Origin of the sequence: Pseudomonas sp. IT-P258 (assembly GCF_949767825.1) — a bacterium.
GTDB classification, from domain to species: domain Bacteria; phylum Pseudomonadota; class Gammaproteobacteria; order Pseudomonadales; family Pseudomonadaceae; genus Aquipseudomonas; species Aquipseudomonas monachiensis.
The window spans coordinates 103,270-128,611 of sequence record NZ_CATKPU010000076.1 but is presented as its reverse complement, the minus strand read 5'-3'; the positions used below and the strand labels follow the sequence as shown (position 1 = coordinate 128,611).

At 61.3% G+C, this 25,342-nt stretch carries 24 protein-coding genes; 18 read left to right on the top strand and 6 right to left on the bottom strand.

Going from position 1 to position 25,342, the window contains the following annotated elements; genetic code table 11:
• Positions 1-199: 199 nt before the first annotated feature.
• Together ACM6G4_RS23140 and ACM6G4_RS23135 are read left to right on the top strand one after the other, a co-directional pair.
• Positions 200-991, top strand: coding sequence for a CPBP family intramembrane glutamic endopeptidase (locus ACM6G4_RS23140; protein ID WP_223542345.1), 792 nt, complete (start codon positions 200-202; stop codon positions 989-991).
• Between the two features lie 105 nt (positions 992-1,096).
• Entirely contained in the window at positions 1,097-2,662 is a 1,566-nt protein-coding gene (locus ACM6G4_RS23135) for a methyl-accepting chemotaxis protein (RefSeq protein WP_056721976.1), read from the top strand.
• A 204-nt stretch (positions 2,663-2,866) separates the two neighbouring features.
• Here ACM6G4_RS23135 and ACM6G4_RS23130 read toward each other — a convergent pair whose 3' ends face one another.
• A complete protein-coding gene (locus ACM6G4_RS23130; protein ID WP_223542344.1) occupies positions 2,867-3,544 on the bottom strand; it encodes an alpha/beta family hydrolase in 678 nt (225 codons plus the stop codon).
• 95 nt (positions 3,545-3,639) lie between these two features.
• On the opposite strand from ACM6G4_RS23130, the gene ccoN (ACM6G4_RS23125) reads away from it, so the two are divergent.
• From ccoN (ACM6G4_RS23125) to ACM6G4_RS23050, 16 genes are all read left to right on the top strand, one after another.
• Positions 3,640-5,064 carry a cytochrome-c oxidase, cbb3-type subunit I gene (ccoN, locus tag ACM6G4_RS23125; protein ID WP_056721973.1) on the top strand — a complete coding sequence of 475 codons (1,425 nt, stop codon included), beginning with the start codon at positions 3,640-3,642 and terminating at the stop codon, positions 5,062-5,064.
• Positions 5,065-5,074: 10 nt separating this feature from the next.
• Entirely contained in the window at positions 5,075-5,683 is a 609-nt protein-coding gene (gene ccoO / locus ACM6G4_RS23120; RefSeq protein WP_008020035.1) for a cytochrome-c oxidase, cbb3-type subunit II, read from the top strand.
• A 3-nt stretch (positions 5,684-5,686) separates the two neighbouring features.
• Positions 5,687-5,881: a cbb3-type cytochrome oxidase subunit 3 gene (locus ACM6G4_RS23115; protein ID WP_056721971.1), complete on the top strand. Its 195-nt coding sequence runs from the start codon at positions 5,687-5,689 to the stop codon at positions 5,879-5,881.
• Positions 5,878-6,831 carry a cytochrome-c oxidase, cbb3-type subunit III gene (ccoP, locus tag ACM6G4_RS23110; protein ID WP_056721969.1) on the top strand — a complete coding sequence of 318 codons (954 nt, stop codon included), beginning with the start codon at positions 5,878-5,880 and terminating at the stop codon, positions 6,829-6,831. The genes ACM6G4_RS23115 and ccoP (ACM6G4_RS23110) overlap by 4 nt, the downstream gene beginning before the upstream one ends.
• A gap of 483 nt (positions 6,832-7,314) precedes the next feature.
• Positions 7,315-8,757: a cytochrome-c oxidase, cbb3-type subunit I gene (ccoN, locus tag ACM6G4_RS23105; protein ID WP_414914689.1), complete on the top strand. Its 1,443-nt coding sequence runs from the start codon at positions 7,315-7,317 to the stop codon at positions 8,755-8,757.
• Positions 8,757-9,365, top strand: a complete 609-nt coding sequence (gene ccoO / locus ACM6G4_RS23100; RefSeq protein ID WP_009042961.1) for a cytochrome-c oxidase, cbb3-type subunit II — start codon at positions 8,757-8,759, stop codon at positions 9,363-9,365. Before ccoN (ACM6G4_RS23105) ends, ccoO (ACM6G4_RS23100) begins: the two co-directional genes overlap by 1 nt.
• A 5-nt stretch (positions 9,366-9,370) precedes the next feature.
• Positions 9,371-9,556: a CcoQ/FixQ family Cbb3-type cytochrome c oxidase assembly chaperone gene (locus ACM6G4_RS23095; RefSeq protein ID WP_003175465.1), complete on the top strand. Its 186-nt coding sequence runs from the start codon at positions 9,371-9,373 to the stop codon at positions 9,554-9,556.
• On the top strand, positions 9,553-10,530 hold the full coding sequence (gene ccoP, locus ACM6G4_RS23090) for a cytochrome-c oxidase, cbb3-type subunit III (protein ID WP_056721967.1): 978 nt from the start codon (positions 9,553-9,555) through the stop codon (positions 10,528-10,530). Before ACM6G4_RS23095 ends, ccoP (ACM6G4_RS23090) begins: the two co-directional genes overlap by 4 nt.
• 374 nt (positions 10,531-10,904) lie before the next feature.
• Positions 10,905-12,320 (top strand): cytochrome c oxidase accessory protein CcoG, encoded by a 1,416-nt coding sequence (gene ccoG, locus ACM6G4_RS23085; protein ID WP_414914688.1) that lies wholly within the window; start codon positions 10,905-10,907, stop codon positions 12,318-12,320.
• An 11-nt stretch (positions 12,321-12,331) separates the two neighbouring features.
• On the top strand, positions 12,332-12,865 hold the full coding sequence (locus tag ACM6G4_RS23080; protein ID WP_056721963.1) for a FixH family protein: 534 nt from the start codon (positions 12,332-12,334) through the stop codon (positions 12,863-12,865).
• A gap of 109 nt (positions 12,866-12,974) precedes the next feature.
• Positions 12,975-15,425: a heavy metal translocating P-type ATPase gene (locus ACM6G4_RS23075; RefSeq protein ID WP_414914687.1), complete on the top strand. Its 2,451-nt coding sequence runs from the start codon at positions 12,975-12,977 to the stop codon at positions 15,423-15,425.
• Between the two features lie 22 nt (positions 15,426-15,447).
• On the top strand, positions 15,448-15,666 hold the full coding sequence (gene ccoS, locus ACM6G4_RS23070) for a cbb3-type cytochrome oxidase assembly protein CcoS (RefSeq protein WP_056721958.1): 219 nt from the start codon (positions 15,448-15,450) through the stop codon (positions 15,664-15,666).
• A complete protein-coding gene (locus tag ACM6G4_RS23065; protein ID WP_414914686.1) occupies positions 15,659-16,342 on the top strand; it encodes a sulfite exporter TauE/SafE family protein in 684 nt (227 codons plus the stop codon). Before ccoS ends, ACM6G4_RS23065 begins: the two co-directional genes overlap by 8 nt.
• A gap of 165 nt (positions 16,343-16,507) precedes the next feature.
• On the top strand, positions 16,508-17,890 hold the full coding sequence (gene hemN, locus ACM6G4_RS23060; protein ID WP_223542401.1) for an oxygen-independent coproporphyrinogen III oxidase: 1,383 nt from the start codon (positions 16,508-16,510) through the stop codon (positions 17,888-17,890).
• Positions 17,891-17,980: 90 nt separating this feature from the next.
• Complete coding sequence (gene fnr, locus ACM6G4_RS23055; RefSeq protein ID WP_056721956.1) at positions 17,981-18,715, top strand: fumarate/nitrate reduction transcriptional regulator Fnr; 735 nt, start codon at positions 17,981-17,983, stop codon at positions 18,713-18,715.
• Between the two features lie 77 nt (positions 18,716-18,792).
• A complete protein-coding gene (locus ACM6G4_RS23050) occupies positions 18,793-19,341 on the top strand; it encodes an adenine phosphoribosyltransferase (protein WP_027921719.1) in 549 nt (182 codons plus the stop codon).
• A gap of 89 nt (positions 19,342-19,430) precedes the next feature.
• On the opposite strand, the gene ACM6G4_RS23045 is transcribed toward ACM6G4_RS23050, so the two are convergent.
• From ACM6G4_RS23045 to dnaX, 5 genes are all read right to left on the bottom strand, one after another.
• A complete protein-coding gene (locus ACM6G4_RS23045; protein ID WP_056721954.1) occupies positions 19,431-20,579 on the bottom strand; it encodes an acyl-CoA dehydrogenase family protein in 1,149 nt (382 codons plus the stop codon).
• Between the two features lie 164 nt (positions 20,580-20,743).
• Positions 20,744-21,346, bottom strand: a complete 603-nt coding sequence (gene recR, locus ACM6G4_RS23040) for a recombination mediator RecR (RefSeq protein WP_008050204.1) — start codon at positions 21,344-21,346, stop codon at positions 20,744-20,746.
• 79 nt (positions 21,347-21,425) lie between these two features.
• Complete coding sequence (locus tag ACM6G4_RS23035; protein WP_223542342.1) at positions 21,426-22,457, bottom strand: NADP-dependent oxidoreductase; 1,032 nt, start codon at positions 22,455-22,457, stop codon at positions 21,426-21,428.
• 267 nt (positions 22,458-22,724) lie between these two features.
• Positions 22,725-23,063 (bottom strand): YbaB/EbfC family nucleoid-associated protein, encoded by a 339-nt coding sequence (locus ACM6G4_RS23030; RefSeq protein ID WP_007971455.1) that lies wholly within the window; start codon positions 23,061-23,063, stop codon positions 22,725-22,727.
• A gap of 67 nt (positions 23,064-23,130) precedes the next feature.
• The gene (dnaX, locus tag ACM6G4_RS23025; protein ID WP_409078450.1) at positions 23,131-25,230 is read right to left on the bottom strand and encodes a DNA polymerase III subunit gamma/tau; all 2,100 of its coding nucleotides are present in this window, start codon (positions 25,228-25,230) and stop codon (positions 23,131-23,133) included.
• Between the last annotated feature and the right edge of the window lie 112 nt (positions 25,231-25,342).

The window sequence follows — 25,342 nt, the reverse complement described above, 5'->3', positions numbered from 1 at the left end:
GCTGCGCTTATAATCGCAGCCCTCAGGACACCCCCCATCTGTGGCGAGGGAGCTTGCTCCCGCTCGACTGCGAAGCAGTCGCCAGCCCTGCAGATGCATTTCATCTGGCACACCGGGTTGATTGTTATTGGGGCCGCTTCGCAGCCCAGCGGGAGCAAGCTCCCTCGCCACAAAAGCTATTCATCTCTAAGGACTTCAAATGATTGCCCTGCCATGGACGTTTCTGGCCCTGCTTTCCTTCGGCTACGGCCTAGCGCTGACCTACGGCCATCTCGGCTGGCTCTCGGCAATTTCGGTGTTCCTGTTGCTGGTCGCAGGTGTCGCCGTCCGCCAACGCGACATCCCTTTTGCCCGCTACCTCGGCCACGGCCTGTTCATCGTCCTGGCCCTGGCATTGGCGACGCATTGGCTACCCGGCTTCTATAACGGTCGCGTTATCGATCCCCAGCGTTTTACCGACGATGCCGTGTCATTCGCCATGCACCTGAACCTGGACAAACCGCTGATCGGCTTCTGGCTGTTACTGGTTTGTCCGTGGATTGTCGGTCGCCGTTCACTTCGGTTGTCGCTGTATGCCACCGCACTGGCCCTGACCTTGAGCGCCATGCTGGCATTGGGCGGCGCGCTCTTGTTGGGGGTCATCGCCTGGTCGCCGAAATGGCCGGATCAAGCCTGGCTGTGGTTGCTGAACAATCTGCTGCTAGTGACGCTGGTCGAAGAAGCGCTGTTCCGTGGCTACATTCAGGGCGGCCTGAGCCGACACCTCAAAGACCGGCCCTACGGTGAACTTCTCGCCCTGCTGCTGGCGTCATTGGTCTTCGGCCTGGCCCATATCGGCGCAGGATGGCAGTGGGTATTGCTGGCAACGCTGGCCGGGGTCGGCTATGGCCTGGCCTACCGGTTCGGCGGGCTGGGCGCCGCCATTGCCAGTCACTTTGGCTTGAACCTGCTGCATTTCGGCCTGTTCACCTATCCGATGCTCGCCGGCTGACGCAAGGGTCATTTTGCGACGCATCGCTGATTATCGAAAAATAAGCTCAACAATCCGCCGGCTTCGCCGATACAGCACTTGAAAGCCTTGCGGATTAAAAAAGCCATGCGTAACAACCAGCCAATTACACAACGCGAGCGGACCTTCCCGGCTCAGCAACGGTTGATTTCCACCACCGATGCCAAGGGCATGATCACCTACTGTAACGACGCTTTCGTCGAGATCAGCGGGTTTTCCCGAGAGGAACTGATCCGTGCACCGCACAATCTGGTCCGTCACCCCGACGTCCCGGCCGCGGTGTTCGCCCACATGTGGGACACGCTGAAACAAGGCTTGCCATGGATGGGCATTGTCAAGAATCGCTGCAAGACCGGTGATCATTACTGGGTGAACGCCTATGTGACACCGGTTTTCGAAGGCAAACAGGTGATCGGTTACGAGTCGGTACGGGTCAAGCCCACCGCCGAACAGATCCGCCGCGCCGAAGCGCTCTACCAACGCATCAACCAGGGCAAGTCGGCCATTCCCTCCTCGGATAAATGGCTGCCGATCCTGCAAGACTGGCTGCCGTTCATCCTGGTCAGCCAATTGAGCTTCATGATCGGTGCATCGCTGAACTCCCATTGGGGGTTTGCCCTGGCTGCCGGTCTTTCGGTGCCGCTGGGCCTGATGGGCCTCCAGTGGCAACAGCGAGGCCTCAAGCGTTTGCTGCGCCTGGCCGAGCAAACCACCTCCGATCCGTTGATCGCACAGATGTACACCGACAGTCGCGGCGCCCAGGCGCGCCTGGAAATGTCCATCCTGAGCCAGGAAGCACGCCTGAAAACCTGCCTGACGCGTCTGCAGGACACGGCCGAACACCTGACCGATCAGGCCAGACAGTCCGACGCCCTGGCGCACAACAGCTCCAGCGGCCTGGAACGTCAACGGGTCGAAACCGAACAGGTGGCCACCGCGGTCAACCAGATGGCCGCCACCACCCAGGAAGTCGCCAGCCACGTGCAACGCACCGCCGACGCCACCCAGGAAGCCAATCGCCTGACCGGTCGCGGTCGTGACATCGCCGGGGAAACCCGCGAAGCCATCCAGCGCCTGTCGGTGGTGGTCGGTGAAACCGGCGTGACCGTGACCCAACTGGCCAAGGACAGCAACGAAATCGGCGGCGTGGTCGATGTGATCAAAGGCATCGCCGACCAGACCAACCTGCTGGCGCTGAACGCAGCCATCGAAGCGGCCCGTGCCGGCGAGATGGGTCGTGGTTTTGCGGTGGTGGCCGACGAAGTCCGTCAACTGGCGCAACGCACCAGCGAGTCCACCGGGCAGATTCATGCGCTGATCGCCAAGCTCCAGCAAACCGCCAGCACTGCCGTGCAAACCATGGAGGCCGGGCACCGTCAAGCTGAAGAAGGCGTGGCGCGGGTACTGGAAGCGGACCAGGCACTGGTGGGGATCAGTGAAGCGGTGGCCAACATCACCGACATGACCACCCAGATCGCCGCCGCGACCGAAGAGCAAAGCGCCGTGGCCGAAGAGATCAGCCGCAACATCAGCAACATTTCGCAACTGGCAGACCAGACCTCGGAACAGGCACAGAACTCGGCGTTGTTGAGTGAAGAGCTGACCAAGACTGCCAATACACAGTATTCGTTGGTGGAGCGGTTTAACCGCTGATTGCTGCTGGAATGATAAAAACCCGGACAGTGAACACTTCCGGGTTTTTTATTGCCAGTCTGAAATGTATATCGCCTGGACAGGCCTCTTCGCGGGCAAGCCCGCTCCCACAGTGATCTTTGGTGTGGCTTGAATTTATGTACAGTGCAAAACCCTGTGGGAGCGGGCTTGCTCGCGAAGAGGCCATTTGCAACACCACATCTTTCACTGAAGGAATGAAACCACCTTCCCCGCCGCAGCCGCCAAATGCTGCTCATGGCTAAACCCCGAAGCCTTCAACGGCTTCAAGTCATGATCCCCCGCCACCAGCCAGAACACCTCGATACCCGGCGATAGCGCGTACCCCTCGACCGCCTCCCGATTGCCCAGCGCATCGCGTTCACCTTGCACGATCAAGGTTCGCGTCTTCAGTCCGGCCAAATGCTCAACCCGCGGCTTCTCCGGTTTACCCACGGCATAAAACGGATACCCCAGGCACACCAGCGCATCCGCGCCCAACTCATCAGCCAGCAAACTGGCCATGCGACCGCCCATGGACTTGCCGCCGATGGCCAGCGGCCCAGTGACATGACGTCGCACCTGGGCATACACCCCGCGCCAGCACTCCAGCAGTTTTGGCGCCGGGTTCGGCGGGCGTTTGCCGCCATCGAGGCGCCGCTGCGCCATATAGGGAAACTCGAAGCGCAACACGTTGAGGCCTTGCGCGGCGAGGCGTGCAGCCATGTCGCTCATCCAGTCGCTGTCCATCGGTGCGCCGGCGCCATGGGCGAGGATCAGCGTCGCGGCAGCCTTGCCAGCGGCGGCGTTCCACAACCATCCATGATCCCGCACGCACTGCGCCCATTGATCCCCGTCAATACCGGCATTGTGCCCTTTGTCCATGCTTGCCTCGCTTTTAGTCTGCCTATAACTCCGGCCGAAGGGTGCGCTGCCTTGCGCGAGTGCGCTCACTTCGGCTGAACCGTGGATGGGGAACCATGAACACTTCTATCAGTACCGCCTACAACTACAAGGTGGTCCGCCAATTCGCCATTATGACGGTGGTGTGGGGCATCGTCGGCATGGGGCTCGGGGTTTTTCTCGCTGCCCAGTTGGTCTGGCCCGAACTCAACTTCAATTTGCCGTGGACCAGCTTCGGCCGCTTGCGCCCGCTGCACACCAACGCGGTGATCTTCGCCTTCGGCGGCTGCGCACTGTTCGCCAGTTCGTTTTATTCAGTACAACGTACCTGCCAGACCCGGCTGTTCGCACCGAAAATCGCCGCGTTCTGTTTCTGGGGCTGGCAGTTGGTGATTCTGTTGGCGGCCATCAGCCTGCCGCTGGGCTACACCAGTTCCAAGGAATACGCCGAACTGGAATGGCCGATCGACATCCTGATCACCATTGTCTGGGTCGCCTACGCCATCGTGTTCTTCGGCACGATCATGCAGCGCAAGACCAAGCACATCTATGTCGGTAACTGGTTCTTCGGTGCGTTCATCATCACCGTGGCGATCCTGCACATCGTCAACAACATGGAATTGCCGGTCAGCTTCACCAAGTCCTACTCGCTGTACTCCGGTGCCACCGACGCGATGGTGCAATGGTGGTACGGGCACAACGCCGTAGGCTTTTTCCTCACCGCCGGTTTCCTCGGGATGATGTACTACTTCGTGCCGAAACAGGCCGAGCGTCCGGTGTACTCCTATCGCCTGTCGATCGTGCACTTCTGGGCGCTGATCACCCTGTACATCTGGGCAGGCCCCCACCACTTGCACTACACCGCGCTGCCGGACTGGGCGCAGTCGCTGGGCATGGTGATGTCGCTGATCCTGCTGGCGCCGAGCTGGGGCGGGATGATCAACGGCATGATGACCCTGTCGGGCGCCTGGCATAAGTTGCGCAGCGACCCGGTCCTGCGCTTCCTTGTGGTGTCGCTGGCGTTCTACGGCATGTCGACCTTCGAAGGGCCGATGATGGCGATCAAGACGGTCAACGCCCTCTCCCACTACACCGACTGGACCATCGGCCACGTACACGCGGGTGCCTTGGGCTGGGTGGCGATGATCTCCATCGGCGCGCTGTACCACATGATCCCGAAAGTCTTCGGCCGCGAGCAGATGCACAGCATCGGCCTGATCAACGCGCACTTCTGGCTCGCCACCATCGGCACCGTGCTCTACATCGCCTCGATGTGGGTCAACGGCATCGCCCAGGGCCTGATGTGGCGTGCGGTGAACGAAGACGGCACGCTGACCTACTCCTTCGTCGAAACCCTGGTGGCCAGCCACCCAGGCTTCGTCGTGCGGTTGGTGGGCGGCGCGATCTTCCTCAGCGGCATGTTCCTGATGGCCTACAACACCTGGCGCACCGTGCGGGCCTCGCAGCCTGCCGAAGTCGCCGCTGCCGCGCAGATGGCCTGAGGAGTCCGCCATGAAACACGAAACTATCGAGAAAAACGTCGGCCTGTTGCTGCTGCTGATGATCCTGGCGGTGAGCATCGGCGGCCTGACCCAGATCGTCCCGCTGTTCTTCCAGGACGTAACCAACAAACCGGTGGAAGGCATGAAGCCCTACACCGCACTGCAACTGGAAGGTCGCGACATCTACATCCGCGAAGGCTGCGTCGGCTGCCACTCACAGATGATCCGGCCGTTCCGCGCCGAGACCGAACGCTACGGTCACTACTCGGTGGCCGGTGAAAGCGTGTGGGATCACCCCTTCCTGTGGGGCTCTAAACGCACCGGACCGGACCTGGCGCGGGTCGGCGCGCGCTACTCGGATGACTGGCACCGCGCGCACTTGTACAACCCGCGCAATGTCGTGCCGGAGTCAAAGATGCCGGCCTACCCGTGGCTGGTGGCCAATCAGCTCGACAGCAGTCATACCGAAACCAAGATCAAGGCCATGCGCACCCTGGGCGTGCCGTACACCGACGAGGACATTACCGGGGCCGTCGCTTCCCTCAAGGGCAAGAGCGAGATGGATGCACTGGTCGCCTACCTGCAAGTGCTCGGCACTGCCATCAAGAGCAAGAGGTGAGCAATGTTTGAATTGAGCACTGGAATGATCCGCGGCCTCGGCACCGTCGTGGTGTTCGTGGCCTTCGTCGGCCTGACGTTGTGGGTATTCAACGGCAAGCGCGGCCCGGCATTCGCCGAAGCGCGCCTGCTGCCCTTCGCCGACGAGCCACAACCCGACATCACTGAAGAATCAGCAACAAGGAGTACCCGGCCATGACCACCTTCTGGAGTACGTGGATCTGCGTACTGACCATCGGCAGCCTGATCGGCCTGACCTGGTTGCTGCTCAGCACCCGCAAGGGCGAAACCAAGGGCAGTGTCGACCAGACCATGGGCCACAGCTTCGACGGCATCGAGGAGTACGACAACCCGCTGCCGCAATGGTGGTTCATGCTGTTCGTTGGCACCCTGGTGTTTGCCGTCGGCTACCTGATCCTTTATCCCGGCCTGGGCAACTGGAAAGGCATCCTCCCCGGCTACGAAAACGGCTGGACCGGGGTGCATGAATGGGAAAAGGAAATGGCCAAGGCTGACACGAAGTTCGGGCCGATTTTCGCCAAATTCGCGGCGATGCCCGTGGAAGAAGTGGCCAAGGACCCGCAGGCACTGAAAATGGGCGGCCGCCTGTTTGCCTCCAACTGTTCGGTGTGCCACGGCTCGGACGCCAAGGGTGCATTCGGCTTCCCCAACCTGGCCGACAGCGACTGGCGCTGGGGCGCCAGCGCAGAAACCATCAAGACCACCATCATGGGTGGCCGGATGGCGATGATGCCGGCCTGGGGTGAAGTCCTGGGTGAGGAAGGTGTGAAAAACGTCGCCGCTTATGTGCGCCATGATCTGGCCGGCCTGCCGCTGCCCGCCGACAGCAAAGTCGACCTGCAAGCCGGACAGCAAGCCTTCAGCACCACCTGCGTCGCCTGCCATGGCGCAAACGGCCAGGGCACTGAAGCCATGGGCGCGCCGAACCTGACGCACCCGGCCGGTTTCATTTACGGTACAAGCCTGACGCAGCTTGAGCAGACGATTCGGCATGGTCGCCAGGGCCATATGCCGGCGCAGAACGAACTGCTGGGCAATGACAAGGTGCAATTGCTGGCCGCGTATGTGTACAGCCTGTCCCACGGTTTGAATACCGAGCGCCTGCAGGCTGAAGACAACCGCAAATAAATCCCGACCGCTCTGCTGCCGCATTCTCCCGGATGCGGCAGTTCCCTGCCCCTTTGCGACCCATTGTCGCACCCTCCCCCAGACTTTCTTTCGGATCACCGGATTCGGGTCTAAGCTTCCCCCGATGCGGACTGGCCGGTGCCGGTTCCAGGTCGACCCTGAACGATGTGTTCGACGAATCTGCCCGATGAACAGGCCGCAAAGGCTGGTAGATACCGGCTGTCGCGCCAGTTGCCTCCGGTCAGCCAAACGTTGCGTTTGAACACACCCCGTTACATCCGACCTGACCCCCTCGCCTGATCAGTCCGCCGGGACGTTTTGCCCGCGGGCAAATTTGTCCTTACGCGGCGCATGGAAAGGCCGCAGAATCAGCTTTTGAAAGCATTGACCCAGGTCATGGCGCGTTGCAATGACCCCTTGCTTTCTCCATACTTGCGGCCGATTTTTAATCCTAATAAAACACCCAAACCGTGGAACCTTAGAATGAGCACAGCAATCAGTCCGACTGCTTATAACTATAAGGTAGTCCGCCAGTTCGCCATCATGACGGTGGTCTGGGGGATCCTTGGCATGGGGCTCGGTGTCTTCATTGCCTCGCAACTGGTCTGGCCGGAGTTGAACTTCGGTCTGGCATGGACGAGCTTTGGACGCCTGCGCCCGCTGCACACCAACCTGGTGATTTTCGCCTTCGGTGGATGTGCACTGTTTGCCACTTCTTATTACGTCGTGCAGCGAACCTGCCAAACGCGACTGATTTCCGACAGCCTCGCCGCCTTCACCTTCTGGGGATGGCAAGCGGTGATCATCGGCGCGATCATTACCTTGCCGATGGGTTTCACTACCACCAAGGAATACGCGGAACTGGAATGGCCCCTGGCTATTCTGCTGGCCATTGTCTGGGTCACCTACGGCCTGGTGTTCTTCGGCACCATCGTCAAGCGCAAGACCAAGCACATTTATGTGGGTAACTGGTTCTACGGCGCGTTCATCGTCGTGACCGCGATGCTGCACATCGTCAACCACATGTCGCTGCCGGTCAGCCTGTTCAAGTCCTACTCGGCCTACTCGGGTGCGACGGACGCGATGATCCAGTGGTGGTACGGCCACAACGCCGTGGGTTTCTTCCTGACCACCGGCTTCCTGGGCATGATGTACTACTTCGTGCCGAAACAGGCCGAACGCCCGATCTACTCCTATCGCCTGTCGATCGTGCACTTCTGGGCGCTGATCACCCTGTACATCTGGGCAGGTCCGCACCACCTGCACTACACCGCACTGCCGGACTGGGCTCAGTCCCTGGGCATGGCGATGTCGATCATCCTGCTGGCGCCAAGCTGGGGCGGCATGATCAACGGCATGATGACCCTGTCGGGCGCCTGGCATAAGCTGCGCACCGACCCGATCCTGCGCTTCCTGGTCGTCTCCCTGGCGTTCTACGGCATGTCGACCTTCGAAGGTCCGATGATGGCGATCAAGACCGTGAACTCCCTGTCGCACTACACCGACTGGACCATCGGCCACGTACACGCCGGCGCGTTGGGCTGGGTCGCAATGATCTCGATCGGCGCGGTCTACCACATGATCCCGAAACTGTTCGGTCGTGCGCAGATGCACAGCACCGGCCTGATCAACACCCACTTCTGGCTCGCAACCATCGGTACCGTGCTCTACATCGCTTCGATGTGGGTCAACGGCATCACCCAGGGCCTGATGTGGCGTGCAATCAACGATGACGGCACCCTCACCTACTCGTTCGTCGAAGCGCTGCAAGCCAGCCACCCGGGCTTCATCGTCCGTGCCCTGGGCGGTGCGTTCTTCGCCACCGGCATGCTGTTCATGGCCTACAACGTATTCCGTACCGTACGCGCCTCGAACCCGGCTGAAGCCAAAGCCGCCGAACAGATTGCCGTAGTTGGAGCTCACTGATGAAGCATGAAGCAGTCGAGAAGAATATTGGCCTGCTGGCCTTCTTCATGGTCATCGCCGTCAGCATCGGCGGCCTGACCCAGATCGTTCCGCTGTTTTTCCAGGATGTCACCAACAAGCCGGTCGAGGGCATGAAGCCCCGCACCGCCCTTGAACTGGAAGGCCGGGACGTTTATATCGCCAACGGTTGTGTCGGCTGCCACTCGCAGATGATCCGTCCGTTCCGTGCTGAAACCGAACGCTACGGCCACTACTCGGTCGCCGGTGAAAGCGTCTGGGACCACCCGTTCCTGTGGGGTTCCAAGCGGACCGGTCCGGACCTGGCCCGTGTCGGCGGTCGTTACTCCGATGACTGGCAGCGTGCGCACCTGTACAACCCGCGCAACGTAGTGCCCGAGTCGAAAATGCCGGCCTACCCGTTCCTCGTGGAAAACAAGCTCGACGGCAAAGACACCGCCAAGAAAATGGAAGTCTTGCGCACGCTCGGCGTCCCTTACACCGACGAAGACATCGCCGGCGCCAAGGATGCTGTGAAGGGCAAAACCGAAATGGACGCGCTGGTGGCCTATCTGCAGGGCCTGGGCACCATCATCAAAAGCAAACGGTGATCTGGATGGATATCGGGATGATTCGTGGCCTGGGCACCGTTGTCGTGATGGTGGCCTTCATCGGACTGGCACTGTGGGTGTTCAGTCCCAAGCGCAAGTCGGAGTTTGAAGACGCTACCTTGCTGCCTTTCGCGGATGATCCCGAAGCCATCAAGCACGTCGAGCAAGCTTCTAGGAGTAACAAAGAATGACTACATTCTGGAGTCTGTACGTCACAGTCCTCAGTCTCGGCACCATCTTCGCCCTGACCTGGCTGCTGCTGTCCACCCGCAAGGGTCAGCGCGCCGAGCAAACCGACGAGACGGTTGGTCACTCCTTCGACGGGATCGAGGAGTACGACAACCCGTTGCCGAAATGGTGGTTCATGCTGTTCGTGGGCACCATCATCTTCGCCCTCGGCTACCTGGTGCTGTACCCGGGCCTGGGCAACTGGAAAGGCCTGCTGCCGGGTTACAACTACCTCGATAACGAGAAGCAGACCGCGTTCGCCAACGGCCAGACCGGCTGGACCGGCGTTCACGAGTGGGAAAAGGAAATGGCCAGGTCGGACGCCAAGTTCGGTCCGATCTTCGCCAAGTTCGCGGCCATGCCAATCGAAGAAGTGGCCAAGGACCCGCAAGCCCTGAAGATGGGTGGCCGCCTGTTCGCCTCCAACTGCTCGGTTTGCCACGGTTCCGACGCCAAGGGCGCCTATGGCTTCCCGAACCTGACCGACGCCGACTGGCGCTGGGGCGGCGAGCCGGAAACCATCAAGACCACCATCATGGGCGGCCGTCACGCGGTGATGCCTGCGTGGGCTGAAGTGATTGGCGAGCAAGGCGTGGCCGACGTGGCCGCGTTTGTCCTGACCAACCTCGATGGCCGCAAGCTGCCGGAAGGCGCCAAGGCCGACCCGGTTGCCGGGCAGAAACTGTTCGCTACCAACTGCGTGGCGTGCCACGGTCCGGAAGGCAAAGGCACCCCGGCGATGGGCGCACCTAACCTGACTCACCCGGCAGCGTTCATCTACGGTTCGAGCTTCGCTCAACTGCAGCAGACCATCCGTTACGGCCGTCAGGGCCAGATGCCTGCGCAAGAGCAGCTGCAAGGTAACGACAAGGTTCACCTGCTGGCCGCTTACGTCTACAGCCTGTCTCACGGCGAGAAGGCAGCGGACGCCGAGTAAGGCAAACGCTTGAAGCAACAAAAAAGGGCCCCGCCAATGTGAATTGGCGGGGCCCTTTTGTTTGTTCGGCAGTGTCCAATGGTTTCGACCAATGGTAATGCCCGGCACCTACTTCGAGGTTGTCGATCGCCGCACACAGTAGTAACGCTTCTACCCGTGGACCGAATGACCGGCGACATGCGCAAAACCGTCCATAATTCTCAAGTCAATTGATTCAAGTCATTACACCATCAAATGATTTTGCCAAACGTGACCAAAGGTCGCACCCGCAGGCTAGAGCGAGAGGCGTATCATTGCGCCACTGCAACACTCCTTTTTGACCGCGGTCGGCACGTACTGACCGAGGCATTTTTCCACTGCCGTGGGATGCAATGATGAGCAACCAGATTCCGGTACACGACGTCACTCCACCCACAAAGAATGCGAACAATAGCGTCGACCTCTACGCCTCCAGGGAAAAAATCTACACCCGCGCCTTCACCGGCCTGTTTCGCAACCTGCGGATGACCGGCGGAGCCCTGTTGTTCCTGCTGTATTTCGGCACTGTATGGCTGGACTGGGGCGGTCACCAGGCCGTGTGGTGGAACCTGCCGGAGCGCAAGTTCTTCATTTTCGGCGCCACCTTCTGGCCCCAGGACTTCATTCTGCTGTCCGGCATGTTGATCATCGCCGCCTTCGGCCTGTTCTTCATTACCGTGTACGCCGGACGGGTCTGGTGCGGTTATACCTGCCCGCAAAGCGTCTGGACCTGGATCTTCATGTGGTGCGAAAAAGTCACCGAAGGTGACCGCAACCAACGCATCAAGCTCGACAAGGCGCCCATGAGCGCCAACAAGCTCCTGCGCAAACTCAGCAAGCACACCATGTGGCTGTTGATCGGTTTCGTCACCGGCATGACCTTCGTCGGCTACTTCTCGCCGATCCGCGAACTGGTGTTCGAATTCTTCACCGGCCAGGCGGATGGCTGGTCGTACTTCTGGGTCGGGTTCTTCACTCTCGCCACTTACGGCAACGCCGGCTGGTTGCGCGAACAGGTGTGCATCTACATGTGCCCGTACGCACGCTTCCAGAGCGTGATGTTCGACAAGGACACCCTGATCGTTTCCTACGACCCGCGCCGTGGCGAAGGCCGTGGCCCGCGTAAAAAAGGCATCGACTACAAGGCCCAGGGCCTGGGTGACTGCATCGATTGCACCATGTGCGTCCAGGTCTGCCCGACGGGTATCGATATCCGCGACGGCCTGCAAATCGAATGCATCGGTTGCGCCGCCTGCATCGATGCCTGCGACGCCATCATGGACAAGATGGATTACCCGCGCGGGCTGATCAGCTACACCACCGAGCACAACCTGTCCGGGCAGAAAACCCATAAACTGCGTCCGCGCCTGATTGGCTATGCCATTGTGCTGCTGGCGATGATCAGCTTGCTGGTGACGGCATTCTTCATGCGTGCGCTGGTGGGCTTCGATGTCAGCAAGGACCGCGTGCTGTACCGCGAGAACGCCGAAGGGCGGATCGAAAACGTCTACAGCCTGAAAATCATGAACAAGGACCAGCGCGACCATACCTACCTGCTCGAAGCCTCCGGCCTGCCGGATCTCAAATTGCAGGGTCGACGCGAGATCAAGGTCGCGGCCGGCGAGATCGTCAGCCAGCCTGCCGAACTGTCCGTCGCACCGGAAAAACTGCCGTCGAGCACCAACGAGGTGAAATTCATCCTCAAGGACGCCGATGACGACAGCGTCCACATTGAAGCCAAGAGCCGGTTCATCGGCCCACAGAATCGTTGAGAGAACTGAACATGCCCGCAGCAACTGCCGCAAGTCCCTGGTACAAGCACCTCTGGCCGTGGATCATCATCGGGATCCTGGCCTGCTCGGTGACCCTGACCTTGTCCATGGTGACCATCGCGGTGAAGAACCCGGACAACCTGGTCAACGACAACTACTACGAGGCCGGCAAAGGCATCAACCGCTCCCTCGACCGCGAGCTGCTGGCCCAGACCCTGAAAATGCGCGCCAGCGTTCATCTCGACGGCATGACCGGCGAGGTTGACCTGCGCCTGAGCGGCGACAGTCAGCCCGGCACCCTGGAGCTGAACCTGATCTCGCCGACCCAGCCGGAAAAGGATCGCAAGATCACCCTGACCCGCAGCGAAACCGAACAGGGCCGCTACATCGGCCAGTTGGGCGACAAGGTCGAAGGCCGGCGTTTTGTCGAATTGCTCGGCACCCAGGACGAGCACATCTGGCGCATGTTCGAAGAAGAAATGGTCAGCCATGACAAGGACCTGCTGCTGGGTGACGAACCGCTGCAAGGTGCCGAAGACCTGTAGGAGCTGCCGAAGGCTCGGGCCGCGTTCGGACGATCTTTTGATCTTGCATTTTAATCAATCCAGAAAGATCGCAGCCTCGTTTCACTCGTCAGCTCCTACGGAATATTTGATGACTACCCCAACCCCCTGCTACCACTGCGCGCTCCCCGTCCCGGCCGGCAGCCGCTTCACCGCTGCGGTCCTGGGGCAAACCCGCGAATTCTGCTGCCCGGGTTGCCAGGCCGTGGCCGAGGCCATTGTTGCCGGCGGCCTGGAAAGCTATTACCAGCACCGCAGCGAAGCTTCGGCCAACCCCGAAGCGTTGCCGGTGCAACTGGTGGACGAACTGGCGCTGTACGACCGTGCCGATGTCCAGCAACCCTTCGTTCGCCACGACGGTGAACTCGCCGAAACCACACTATTGATGGAAGGCATCAGTTGCGCGGCTTGCGGCTGGCTGATCGAAAAACACCTGCGCACCTTGCCGGCGGTGGACGAAGCGCGCCTGAACCTGTCCAACCATCGCCTGCACGTGCGCTGGGCCGACGGGCAATTGCCGCTGAGCCAGATCCTCAGCGAGCTGCGCCACATCGGTTACGCCGCACACCCGTATCAGGCCGACCAAGCCTGCGAACAACTGGCCAGCGAAAACCGCCTGGCCCTGCGCCAGCTCGGCGTGGCCGGGTTGCTGTGGTTCCAGGCGATGATGGCAACCATGGCCACCTGGCCTGAATTCAACATCGACCTCAGCCCGGAACTGCACACTATCCTGCGTTGGGTCGCGCTGTTCCTCACCACCCCGATTGTGTTCTACAGCTGCGCGCCGTTCTTCAAAGGCGCCATGCGCGATCTGCGCACCCGTCACCTGACCATGGACGTTTCGGTGTCGCTGGCCATCGGCAGCGCCTACATTGCCGGGATCTGGACCTCGATCACCGGGGTCGGCGAACTGTATTTCGATGCCGTCGGCATGTTTGCCCTGTTCCTGCTGGCCGGGCGTTATCTGGAACGCCGCGCCCGCGAACGCACCGCCGCCGCCACCGCACAGCTTGTTAATCTGCTGCCCGCCTCGTGCCTGCGATTGACAGCCGATGGCCAGAGCGAACGCATTCTGCTCAGTGAATTGCGTATTGGCGATCAGGTGCTGGTTCATCCGGGCGCCATTCTCCCGGCTGACGGCAAGATCCTCGACGGCCAGTCGAGTGTCGACGAGTCGCTGCTGACCGGCGAATACCTGCCGCAACCCCGTACCCTGGGCGACGCGGTCACCGCTGGCACAATGAACGTCGAAGGCGCACTGACCGTCGAGGTCCAGGCCCTGGGCCAGGACACTCGCCTCTCGGCCATCGTTCGCCTGCTCGATCGTGCCCAGGCCGAAAAGCCGCGCCTGGCGGAAATCGCCGACCGCGCCGCGCAATGGTTCCTGCTGTTGTCGCTGATCGCAGCTGCCGCGATTGGCCTGTTGTGGTGGCAACTGGACCCATCGCGGGCCTTCTGGATCGTGCTGGCGATGCTCGTGGCGACCTGCCCGTGCGCCTTGTCGCTGGCCACGCCGACCGCCCTCACCGCTGCCACCGGCACACTGCACAAACTCGGTCTGTTGCTGACCCGTGGTCATGTGCTGGAAGGCCTGAACCAGATCGACACAGTGATTTTCGACAAGACCGGCACCCTCACCGAAGGTCGCCTGGCGTTACGCTCGATCCGCCCCCTCAGAGCGCTCGACAGCGATCAATGCCTGGGCCTCGCCGCCGCCCTGGAAAACCGCTCCGAGCACCCGATTGCCCGCGCTTTCGGTCGTGCGCCGATGGCTGCCGAAGAAGTCCACGGCACACCGGGCCTTGGCCTGGAGGGGCTGGTTGACGGGCGACGCCTGCGCATCGGCCAACCGCGTTTCGTCTGCGAGCTCAGCGGCGCCGTGGTGCCGTCGATGCCCGAAGAAGCCGGCCAATGGCTGCTGCTTGGCGACAGCCAGGGACCGCTGGCCTGGCTGGTCCTCGATGATCGCTTGCGGGCCGATGCGCCCGCGCTGTTGGCCGCGTGCAAGGCGCGGGGCTGGCGCACGCTGTTGTTGTCCGGCGACAGCTCGCCGATGGTCGCCAGCGTGGCGGCGGAACTCGGTATCGATGAAGCCCGTGGCGGCTTGCGTCCGGACGATAAACTGCAGGTCCTGCAACAACTGCACAAGGAAGGTCGCAAGGTGTTGATGCTCGGGGACGGGGTCAATGACGTGCCGGTGCTGGCGGCTGCGGATATCAGCGTCGCCATGGGCTCGGCCACCGACCTGGCGAAAACCAGTGCCGATGCCGTGTTGCTGTCCAACCGCCTCGACGCGCTGGTACAAGCCTTCAGCCTGGCGCGGCGCACCCGTCGGGTCATTATCGAGAACCTGTTGTGGGCCGGGCTGTACAATGGCCTCATGTTGCCCTTCGCCGCCCTCGGCTGGATCACGCCGGTATGGGCGGCGGTGGGCATGTCGATCAGTTCGTTGACCGTGGTGTTGAACGCGCTGCGCCTGACTCGCATGCCGAGCGCGCCCGCCGCCAGCACCACGCCAGAAACCCGCCCGCTGCCGGCCTGAGCCGCGCGGGCATGGAGTCCAGATGCCTGCTCTATACGTGATGATCCCCGCTGCATTGCTGATCGTGGCCATCGCCGTCTATATCTTCTTCTGGGCGGTGGACAGCGGTCAGTACGACGACCTCGACGGCCCGGCCCACAGCATCCTGTTCGACGACCAGGACCCGAACCACACCGCCGCCGTCGATGAGGCCAGCGGCCAACCGGCCAAAACGGACGACAAGGCCCCGCCCCATGCTTGAATTGGCGCCTCTGCTGGTGTCTGCGGTGATCCTCGGCTTGCTCGGCGGCGGCCATTGCCTGGGCATGTGCGGCGGCTTGATGGGCGCGCTGACCCTGGCGATTCCCAAGGAACAACGCAGCCGGCGCTTCCGCCTGCTGCTGGCCTACAACCTGGGACGGATCCTGAGCTATGCCTGCGCCGGACTGTTGATCGGTCTGGCCGGATGGGCCGTGGCCAACAGCCCGGCGGCGATGTTCCTGCGTATTCTCGCCGGGTTGCTGCTGATTGCCATGGGCCTGTACCTGGCCGGCTGGTGGAGCGGCCTGACCCGTATCGAAAGCCTCGGTCGCGGCCTGTGGCGGCATATCCAGCCAGTCGCCAACCGCTTGCTTCCGGTGTCGAACGTTCCCCGTGCGTTGTTGTTGGGCGCGCTCTGGGGCTGGCTGCCGTGCGGTCTGGTCTACAGCACTTTGCTATGGTCGGCCAGCCAGGGCAACGCACTGGACAGTGCCTTGTTGATGCTCGCGTTCGGGCTCGGCACCTGGCCGGTTTTGCTGGCGACCGGCCTGGCTGCAGAGCGCGTCACCGCAGTGTTGCGCAAGCGCAGTGTGCGGATGGCGGGCGGATTGCTGGTGATGCTGTTCGGTCTCTGGACACTGCCGGGGCCGCATCAGCATTGGTTGATGGGGCACTAGAAGCAAAAGATCGCAGCCTTCGGCAGCTCCTACAGGTGTACGCGATCCATGTAGGAGCTGCCGCAGGCTGCGATCTTTTGATCTTGATGTAAATCAAGATGCCCCACCCCGCCCTCGCATAAAGTGGCTGACACTGCCAGCCTATCCGGGGGGAATGCCCGCATGATGCTCGACGCCATTCGTTGGGACACCGATCTGATCCGCCGTTATGACCTGGCGGGACCACGCTACACCTCGTATCCGACCGCCGTGCAATTCAGCAGCCAGGTCGGCACCTTCGACCTGTTCCATGCCCTGCGCGACAGCCGCAAGGCCCAACGCCCGTTGTCGCTGTACGTGCACGTGCCGTTCTGCGCGAACATTTGCTATTACTGTGCCTGCAACAAGGTCATCACCAAGGATCGAGGCCGGGCTCAGCCATATTTGCAGCGCCTGGAACAGGAAATCCAGTTGATCGCCTGCCACCTCGACCCTACGCAGAAAGTCGAGCAACTGCACTTCGGTGGCGGCACGCCGACCTTTCTCAGCCACGACGAACTGCGGCAGTTGATGGCGCATTTGCGCAAACACTTCAATTTGCTGGACGACGACTCCGGCGACTACGGCATCGAGATCGACCCGCGCGAGGCCGACTGGTCGACCATGGGCCTGCTGCGCGAACTGGGTTTCAACCGGGTCAGCATCGGCCTGCAAGACCTCGACCCGGCGGTGCAACGCGCAGTCAATCGCCTGCAAAGCCTGGAAGAAACCCGCGCGGTGATCGATGCCGCCCGTACCTTGCAGTTTCGTTCGATCAATATCGACCTGATCTACGGCCTGCCGAGACAGACACCGGAGAATTTCGCCCGCACCGTCGAAGAGGTCATCAACCTGCAACCGGACCGGTTATCGGTGTTCAACTACGCCCACTTGCCGGAACGCTTCATGCCCCAACGGCGCATCAACAGCAATGAACTGCCGACACCCGCGCAGAAACTGGAAATGCTGCAGCGCACCATCGAGCAACTGACCGGCGCCGGCTATCGCTACATCGGCATGGACCACTTCGCCCTGCCCGACGATGAACTGGCGATTGCCCAGGAAGAGTCGACCCTGCAACGCAATTTCCAGGGGTACACCACCCACGGTCATTGCGATCTGATCGGCCTCGGCGTGTCGGCGATCAGCCAGATTGGTGACCTGTACTGCCAGAACAGCAGCGACCTGACCGAGTATCAGAACGTCCTTGCCACGTCACAACTGGCCACCAGCCGCGGCCTGCTGTGCAATGCCGATGACCGGCTGCGGCGTGCGGTCATCCAGCAACTGATCTGCAATTTCAGCCTGGAATTTTCCGCGATCGAACAGGCCTTCAACATCGATTTCCAAGGCTACTTCGGCGATCTTTGGCCGCAATTGCAAGACATGGCCAAAGACGGGCTGATCGAACTCGATCGCGACCGGATCACCATCCTGCCCGCCGGGCGACTGTTGGTGCGCTCGGTGTGCATGGTGTTCGACGCGTATCTGGAACAACACAGCCGCCAGCGCTTTTCGCGGGTAATCTAATTCTGCAAGCAAGCGCCTCAGACTGGCCTCGATATCCTATGGTGAGTTACCCTTACGTCTTATGTGTGATTTCCCACAAGGATTGAAGAAATGTCCGAGCCAGTAAAACTGCGCGCTCATAATCAAGCCCATTGCAAGGATTGCAGCCTGGCCCCTCTTTGCCTGCCACTTTCGCTGAATCTGGAAGACATGGATGCGCTGGACGAAATCGTCAAACGCGGCCGGCCGCTGAAAAAAGGCGAGTTTCTCTTTCGCCAGGGCGATACCTTCGATTCTGTCTACGCAGTCCGTTCTGGCGCCCTCAAGACCTTCAGCCTGAGCGACAGTGGTGAAGAACAGCTCACCGGCTTCCACCTGCCCAGCGAACTGGTCGGCCTGTCGGGCATGGACACCGAAAAGCACCCGGTATCGGCACAAGCCCTGGAAACCACCTCGGTGTGTGAAATCCCTTTCGAACGCCTCGACGAACTGGCCCTGCAATTGCCGCAGTTGCGCCGTCAGCTGATGCGGGTGATGAGTCGCGAGATCCGTGACGACCAGCAGATGATGCTGCTGTTGTCGAAAAAGACCGCCGACGAACGCATCGCCACCTTCCTGGTCAACCTCTCGGCACGTTTCCGCGCCCGGGGTTTTTCCGCCAATCAGTTCCGCCTGAGCATGTCGCGCAACGAAATCGGCAACTACCTGGGCCTGGCAGTGGAAACCGTGTCCCGGGTCTTTACCCGTTTCCAGCAAAACGAACTGATTGCGGCAGAAGGCAAGGAAATCCGGATTATCGACCCGATCCAGCTGTGCGCCCTGGCCGGTGGTTCACTGGAAGGCTGAAACAAAACGTTGCGGCTGAGCGAAAGGGTTCAGCCGCCGTTATACTTCGCCCTTTGCAGCCCTGCCAGGACACCACGATGGTCTTCGACTCCTTCGACATCAAATCCCTCATCCGCCCTGTCATCGACTTCCCGAAACCGGGTGTGATCTTTCGCGACATCACCCCGCTGTTCCAGTCGCCCACGGCCCTGCGCCTGGTGATGGACAGCTTCGCCCACCGTTACGTCGAGGCTGACTTCACCCACATCGGCGCGATGGACGCCCGTGGCTTCCTGATCGGTTCGGTACTGGCGTATCAGTTGAACAAGCCGTTGGTGCTGTTCCGCAAGCAAGGCAAGTTGCCAGCTGACGTACTGGCCGAGGGCTATGCGACCGAATACGGCGAAGCCTTCCTGGAAGTGCATGCCGACAGCCTGTGCGAAGGGGATTCGGTGGTGATGTTCGATGACCTGATCGCCACCGGCGGCACCCTGATCGCCGCCGCCAACCTGATCCGCCGAATGGGCGCCCGGGTGCATGAAGCGGCGGCGATCATCGATCTGCCAGAACTGGGTGGCTCGCAGCGTCTGGAAGACATGGGCATTCCGACGTTTTGCCTGACGCAGTTTGCGTTGACTGATAAGTAACAAAGATCAAAAGATCGCAGCCTTCGGCAGCTCCTACATTGGGATGGCTTTGATCCTGTAGGAGCTGCCGAAGGCTGCGATCTTTTGCATTACAGCCCCATCTGCTTGCTGATGATTTCGTTCATCACTTCCCGCGTCCCGCCGCCAATCGACAGGATCCGGTTGTCGCGGTACAGCCGCTCCACCAGACTCTCGCGCATATAACCCAGCCCACCCAAAATCTGCACCGCATCGTTGACGATCCGGTCTGCGGTATCCGTCGCAAAATTCTTGGCCATGGAAATCTCCTTGATCACGCCCTGCCCCGCCGCCATTTTCGCGGCCTGGCGGTAGGTGAATTCCCGGGACACTTCCAGCGCGGTCGCCATCTCGGCCAGGCGATGCTTGATCACCTGAAACTTGCCGATCGGTTTGCCAAAGGCTTCGCGCTGGCGCGCCCACTTCAGGCTCTCTTCCAGCGCCAGTTGTGCGGTCATGTTGGCCATCAACGCCAGGGCCAGGCGTTCGCTCTGGAAATTGCCCATGATGCAGGCAAAGCCCATGTTCTCGGCACCGATCAGGTTTCCTACAGGCACTCGGCAATCATCGAAGAACAACTCAGCGGTGTCTGACGCCCACCAGCCCATTTTCTTCAGCTGCCGTCCTACGGTGAAACCTGGCGTGCCCTTCTCGATCAGCAACAGGCTGATGCCACCGAAACCTGGCTCGCCCGTTCGCACCGCAACCGTATAGAAATCCGCACGCACACCGCTGGTGATAAAAGTCTTGCTGCCACTGACCCGATAGAAATCGCCGTCGCGCACAGCACGGGTTTGCAGGTTGGCGACGTCGGAGCCGCCCCCGGGCTCAGTGATTGCCAGGGCGCTGATCTTCTCTCCCGACAGCACCTGGGGCAGCACACGATCCCGTACATCGGGCCGGGCCCACTTGAGGATGGGCGGCAAGCCGATATCCAGCGACCCCAGGCCGGCAACCAGCCCGCCAGAGCCACAGCGCATCAACTCTTCACTGGCGGCAACCTTGGCGAACAGATCTCCTTCGTGGCTGCCTCCGTAAGCCTCCGGGTAGCCAATGCCGAGAATCCCCGCGGCGCCGGCCTTGAGGTAGAGTTCGCGAGGAAAACTTTCGGCCTCTTCCCACTGCTCGATATCAGGAAGAATCTCGCGCTCGACGAAACGTCTGACGCTGTCGCGGACCAATTGGTGGCTGGGGTCGAAGTATTCCTGAAAGGCAGACATCGGCGAGCTCCACTGAAGGGGTCAGTGAAGTTAACCGAGCGCTTGCTTGGTTTACAAGAGACAGATAGAAGATCAAAAGATCGCAGCCTGCGGCAGCTCCTACAGGGGATCGGTGTCTTTCTGTAGGAGCTGCCGCAGGCTGCGATCTTTTCGGCTTGATGCGATTACAACGAAATCGGCTTACGCCCCGCAAACGAATGCGCCAGCGTCCCGCCATCCACCAGCTCCAGCTCGCCACCCAGCGGTACGCCGTGGGCGATGCGCGAGGCGATCAGGCCTTTACTGCTGAGCAATTGGGCGATGTAGTGCGCCGTGGCTTCACCTTCCACGGTCGGGTTGGTGGCCAGGATGACTTCGGCGAACGTGCCGGCCTCTTCGATCCGCGCCATCAACTGGGGAATGCCGATGGCTTCCGGCCCCAAGCCGTCGAGCGGCGACAGATGGCCCTTGAGCACGAAATAGCGCCCGCGAAAACCGGTCTGCTCCACGGCATAGACGTCCATCGGCCCTTCCACCACGCAGAGCAAGGTGTCGTCGCGACGGGTATCGGCGCATTGCGGGCACAGGTCATCTTCCGTCAGCGTACGGCACAAGCGGCAGTGACCGACCCCTTCCATGGCCTGGCTCAGGGCCAGCGCCAGGCGCGAGCCGCCGCTGCGATCACGCTCGAGCAACTGCAACGCCATGCGCTGGGCGGTTTTCTGACCCACGCCTGGCAAAATTCGCAGGGCGTCGATCAGTTGGCGAATCAAAGGGCTGAAGCTCATGGTGGAAAAGTCCGACAAAACAACGAGACGCGGTTTATACCCGCGCCTCGGTTGAGCGTCAAATTGCAGCGTGAATTACTCAGTCCCGGGAAACCCGGACCACCAGTTTGCCGAAGTTGCGCCCTTCCAGCAGGCCGATGAACGCATCGGGCGCCTGTTCCAGGCCATCGACCACATCTTCGCGGAACTTCACCTTGCCATCGCGTACCCAGGGCGCCATGGCACTGAGGAATTCCGGCTGGCGATCACCATAGTCATCGAACACGATGAAGCCCTGGATGCGCACTCGCTTGGTCAATAGTGTGCGCTGCAACAGTGGCAGGCGATCCGGGCCGCTCGGCGCCTCATGGGCGTTATAGGAAGCGATCAAGCCACACAGCGGAATCCGTGCCTTGGGATTGAGCAACGGCACCACGGCGTCGAATACCTTGCCGCCGACGTTTTCATAATAAATGTCGATGCCCTTGGGACAGGCTTGCGCCAGTTCGTCGGCAAAGTCCGCGCTCTTGTGGTCGATGCAGGCGTCGAAGCCCAGCTCGTCGACCACATAACGGCACTTGTCCGCCCCACCCGCCACACCCACCACGCGCAGCCCCTTGATCTTCGCCACCTGGCCGACCACCGAGCCCACCGCGCCGGACGCCGCTGCAACCACCAGGGTTTCGCCGGCCTTCGGCTGGCCGATGTCCATCAGGCCCATGTACGCGGTCATGCCCGGCATACCCAGTACCCCAAGGGCCATCGAAGGGCTTGGCAGCGCGGGAATAGGAATGATGCTGCGACCGTCATTGATGCTGTGACTTTGCCAACCGGTGGCACCGACCACCAGATCGCCCTCCTGAAACTTCGGATTGAGCGAGCGCTCGACCCGGCTGACAGCGCCCCCGGTCATGACTTCGCCGATTTCCACCGGCGCGGCGTAGGAAGGCGCGTCACTCATACGTCCGCGCATATACGGGTCCAGCGACAGGAAAATGGTCTTGAGCAGCACCTGACCATCGGCCAGGTCCGGCAGCGCCACCCGTTCCATACGGAAGTTTTCCGGCGTTGGCGCGCCCACCGGGCGAGAGGCCAGGACAATACGTTGATTGAGGGTCATGGGGTCGGACATGGCAGCGTCTCCTGTGATCGATGAGGTTCAGTGATATAGGGAGCAGACCTTTGTGGCGGTATGGCGTTCGATGTTTATTCAGGTGAACCGAGGCGACTTCTTCGCGGGCAAGCCCGCTCCCACAAGATTTGCGGCGTTCACAAAACCTGTGGGAGCGGGCTTGCCCGCGATGGCGGCATGTCAGCCACACATATCTGTCAGCCAGAAACAAAAATGCCAGGCGCTATGCCTGGCATTTTTGTAACTCATCTGCCGCCTGAAGGCGAATCAGAATGGCAGCTTCATGCCCGGCGGCAGTTGCATGCCGGCAGTCATGCTGCCCATCTTGTCCTGGCTGTTGGCTTCGATCTTGCGCACGGCATCGTTGACCGCGGAGGCGATGACCGCTTCGAGCATTTCCTTGTCGTCTTCGCTCATGCCTTCGACCAGGCTCGGGTCGATGGTCACGCTCTTGACGTCATGACGACCGGTCATCACCACGGTGACCATATCGCCACCGGCCTTACCGGTGACTTCGGCGTTGGCCAGTTCTTCCTGCATCTTGGCCATTTTTTCCTGCATCTGCTGCGCCTGCTTCATCAGGCCGGCCATGCCACCTTTCATCATGGTAATCACCTCAAAAGTACTTGGATTAAAACAGCGCCCGGCCCATGCGGCCGGGCGCCTTCAGTTATTAGCCCTGAGTGACCAGGGCGTCGACAGGTTCAATAGTATCGTTACGGACCACCGCACCGAACTGCTGCATCATTTGCTGGATGAACGGATCACCGTGGATCGATTCCTCCGCCTCGCGCTGACGGTTGGCGCGGCGGCGCGAAGCCGCTTGTGCCGGGGTTTCCTGCTCGGGCTTGATCAGCTCGATGCTCAGGGTCAGCGTGCGCTGGTGATACTGGTTCAGCGCATCGTTGAGACGGCGCTGTTGCGTGGCGTTGAACAAGGCACTGTGGGCCGGGTCCAGGTGCATCAGCCAATTGTCGCCATCCACCGCGATCAGCGTGCAGTTGGCGGCGATGCTGCCGGTCATGCCGGAGATCGGCAATTTCGGGAACAGTTCCAGCCATTGCAGGGCCAGGCCGGTAGCCGGCATTGCCGCGGGCTCGGGTTCGGGCTCCGGAGCCGGGTCGGCGGCGTGCTCGCTGGCCAGTTCGTCGAGGTAGCTGTAGGCCGAATCCATGTCCGGCTCGATGTAATCCTCGTCCAGCGGCGGTTCGTCATCCAGGTCCATGCCCGGCGTCGCGGCATCGACGGTGGCCACCGAGGGTTCCGGGATCGGCGCGGCGGCCCATTCCGGAGCGTCCGGCACCACACTGTCCGGCGTCGGCAACGGCATCGGCGGCAATTCGGGTTGTTCGCTGGCGGTTTCCAGCACCGGCTCCACCGCCGGTTGCTGAATGGGCGCCGGCTCGACCGGGTCATTCCACGGCAGGTCGACCACCTCTTCGACCACGGCCGCTTCAACCACAGGCGCAGGCGCTGGTTCCGGCGCAGGTTCTGGCACAACGACCGGCACAACCGGTTCCGGTTCCGGTGCAGGCGCTGGGGCTGCCACTGGCGCAGCCGCTACAGGCGCAACGGCCGCAGCGACTACCGGCGCAACAACCGGCGCGGCAGCCACTGAGTTTGCGGAATCAACTGTGGCCTGGCTGATCCCCACTGGCTTTAGCGGTTGCCTCGGGGCATCCGCGGTGTCTGCGGGCCGGAACGCCAGCATCCGCAGCAACACCATTTCAAAACCACCCCGGGGATCCGGCGCCAGCGGCAGGTCGCGGCGACCGATCAGGCCCATCTGGTAGTAGAACTGCACGTCTTCGGCCGGCAACGCCTGGGCCAGCGCCAGCACCCGGTCACGGTCGCCGTGACCGTTGTCGACACCTTCCGGCAGGGCCTGGGCGATGGCAACGCGGTGCAGCACATTGAGAATTTCCGAAAGCACGCCGTTCCAGTCCGGGCCTTGCTCGGCCAGGTGGCGGACGGCTTCGAGCAACGCCTTGGCATCGCCTTCGATCAACGCATGCAGCACGTCGTAGACCTGCCCGTGATCGAGGGTCCCGAGCATCGCACGCACGTCGGCGGCCATGACCTTGCCTTCACCGAAGGCAATCGCCTGGTCGGTCAGGCTCATGGCATCACGCATCGACCCGTCGGCGGCACGGCCCAGCAACCACAGCGCATCGTCTTCGAACGGCACGTTCTCGACGCCCAGTACGTGGGTCAAATGCTCGACCACGCGTTCCGGCGTCATGTTCTTCAGGGAGAACTGCAGGCACCGCGACAGAATCGTTGCAGGAAGTTTCTGCGGGTCAGTGGTCGCCAGGATGAATTTGACGTAGGGGGGCGGCTCTTCAAGGGTTTTGAGCAGGGCGTTGAAGGAATGGCTCGAGAGCATATGCACTTCGTCGATCAGGTAGACCTTGAAGCGCCCACGGCTCGGGGCGTACTGCACGTTGTCGAGCAATTCGCGGGTATCTTCGACCTTGGTGCGGCTCGCGGCGTCGATCTCGATCAGGTCGACAAAGCGGCCTTCGTCGATTTCGCGACACACCGAACACTCGCCACAGGGGGTTGAAGTGATACCTGTCTCGCAGTTAAGGCATTTGGCAATGATCCGCGCGATGGTGGTCTTGCCGACCCCACGGGTACCGGTGAAGAGGTAGGCGTGGTGCAGCCGCTGGCTGTCCAAGGCATTGATCAGAGCCTTGAGCACATGGGTCTGGCCGACCATTTCGCGGAACGAGCGCGGGCGCCATTTACGTGCAAGAACCTGATAACTCATCGAAAACCGTCGCAGCGAAGGAAGCAGAAGCGGCTAATGCTAGCGGAGCAAGGGACAAATTGCATCCGGTGCGCTCGTGTATTGTGGCTAAGCTGCACATCGGGGGCTATTA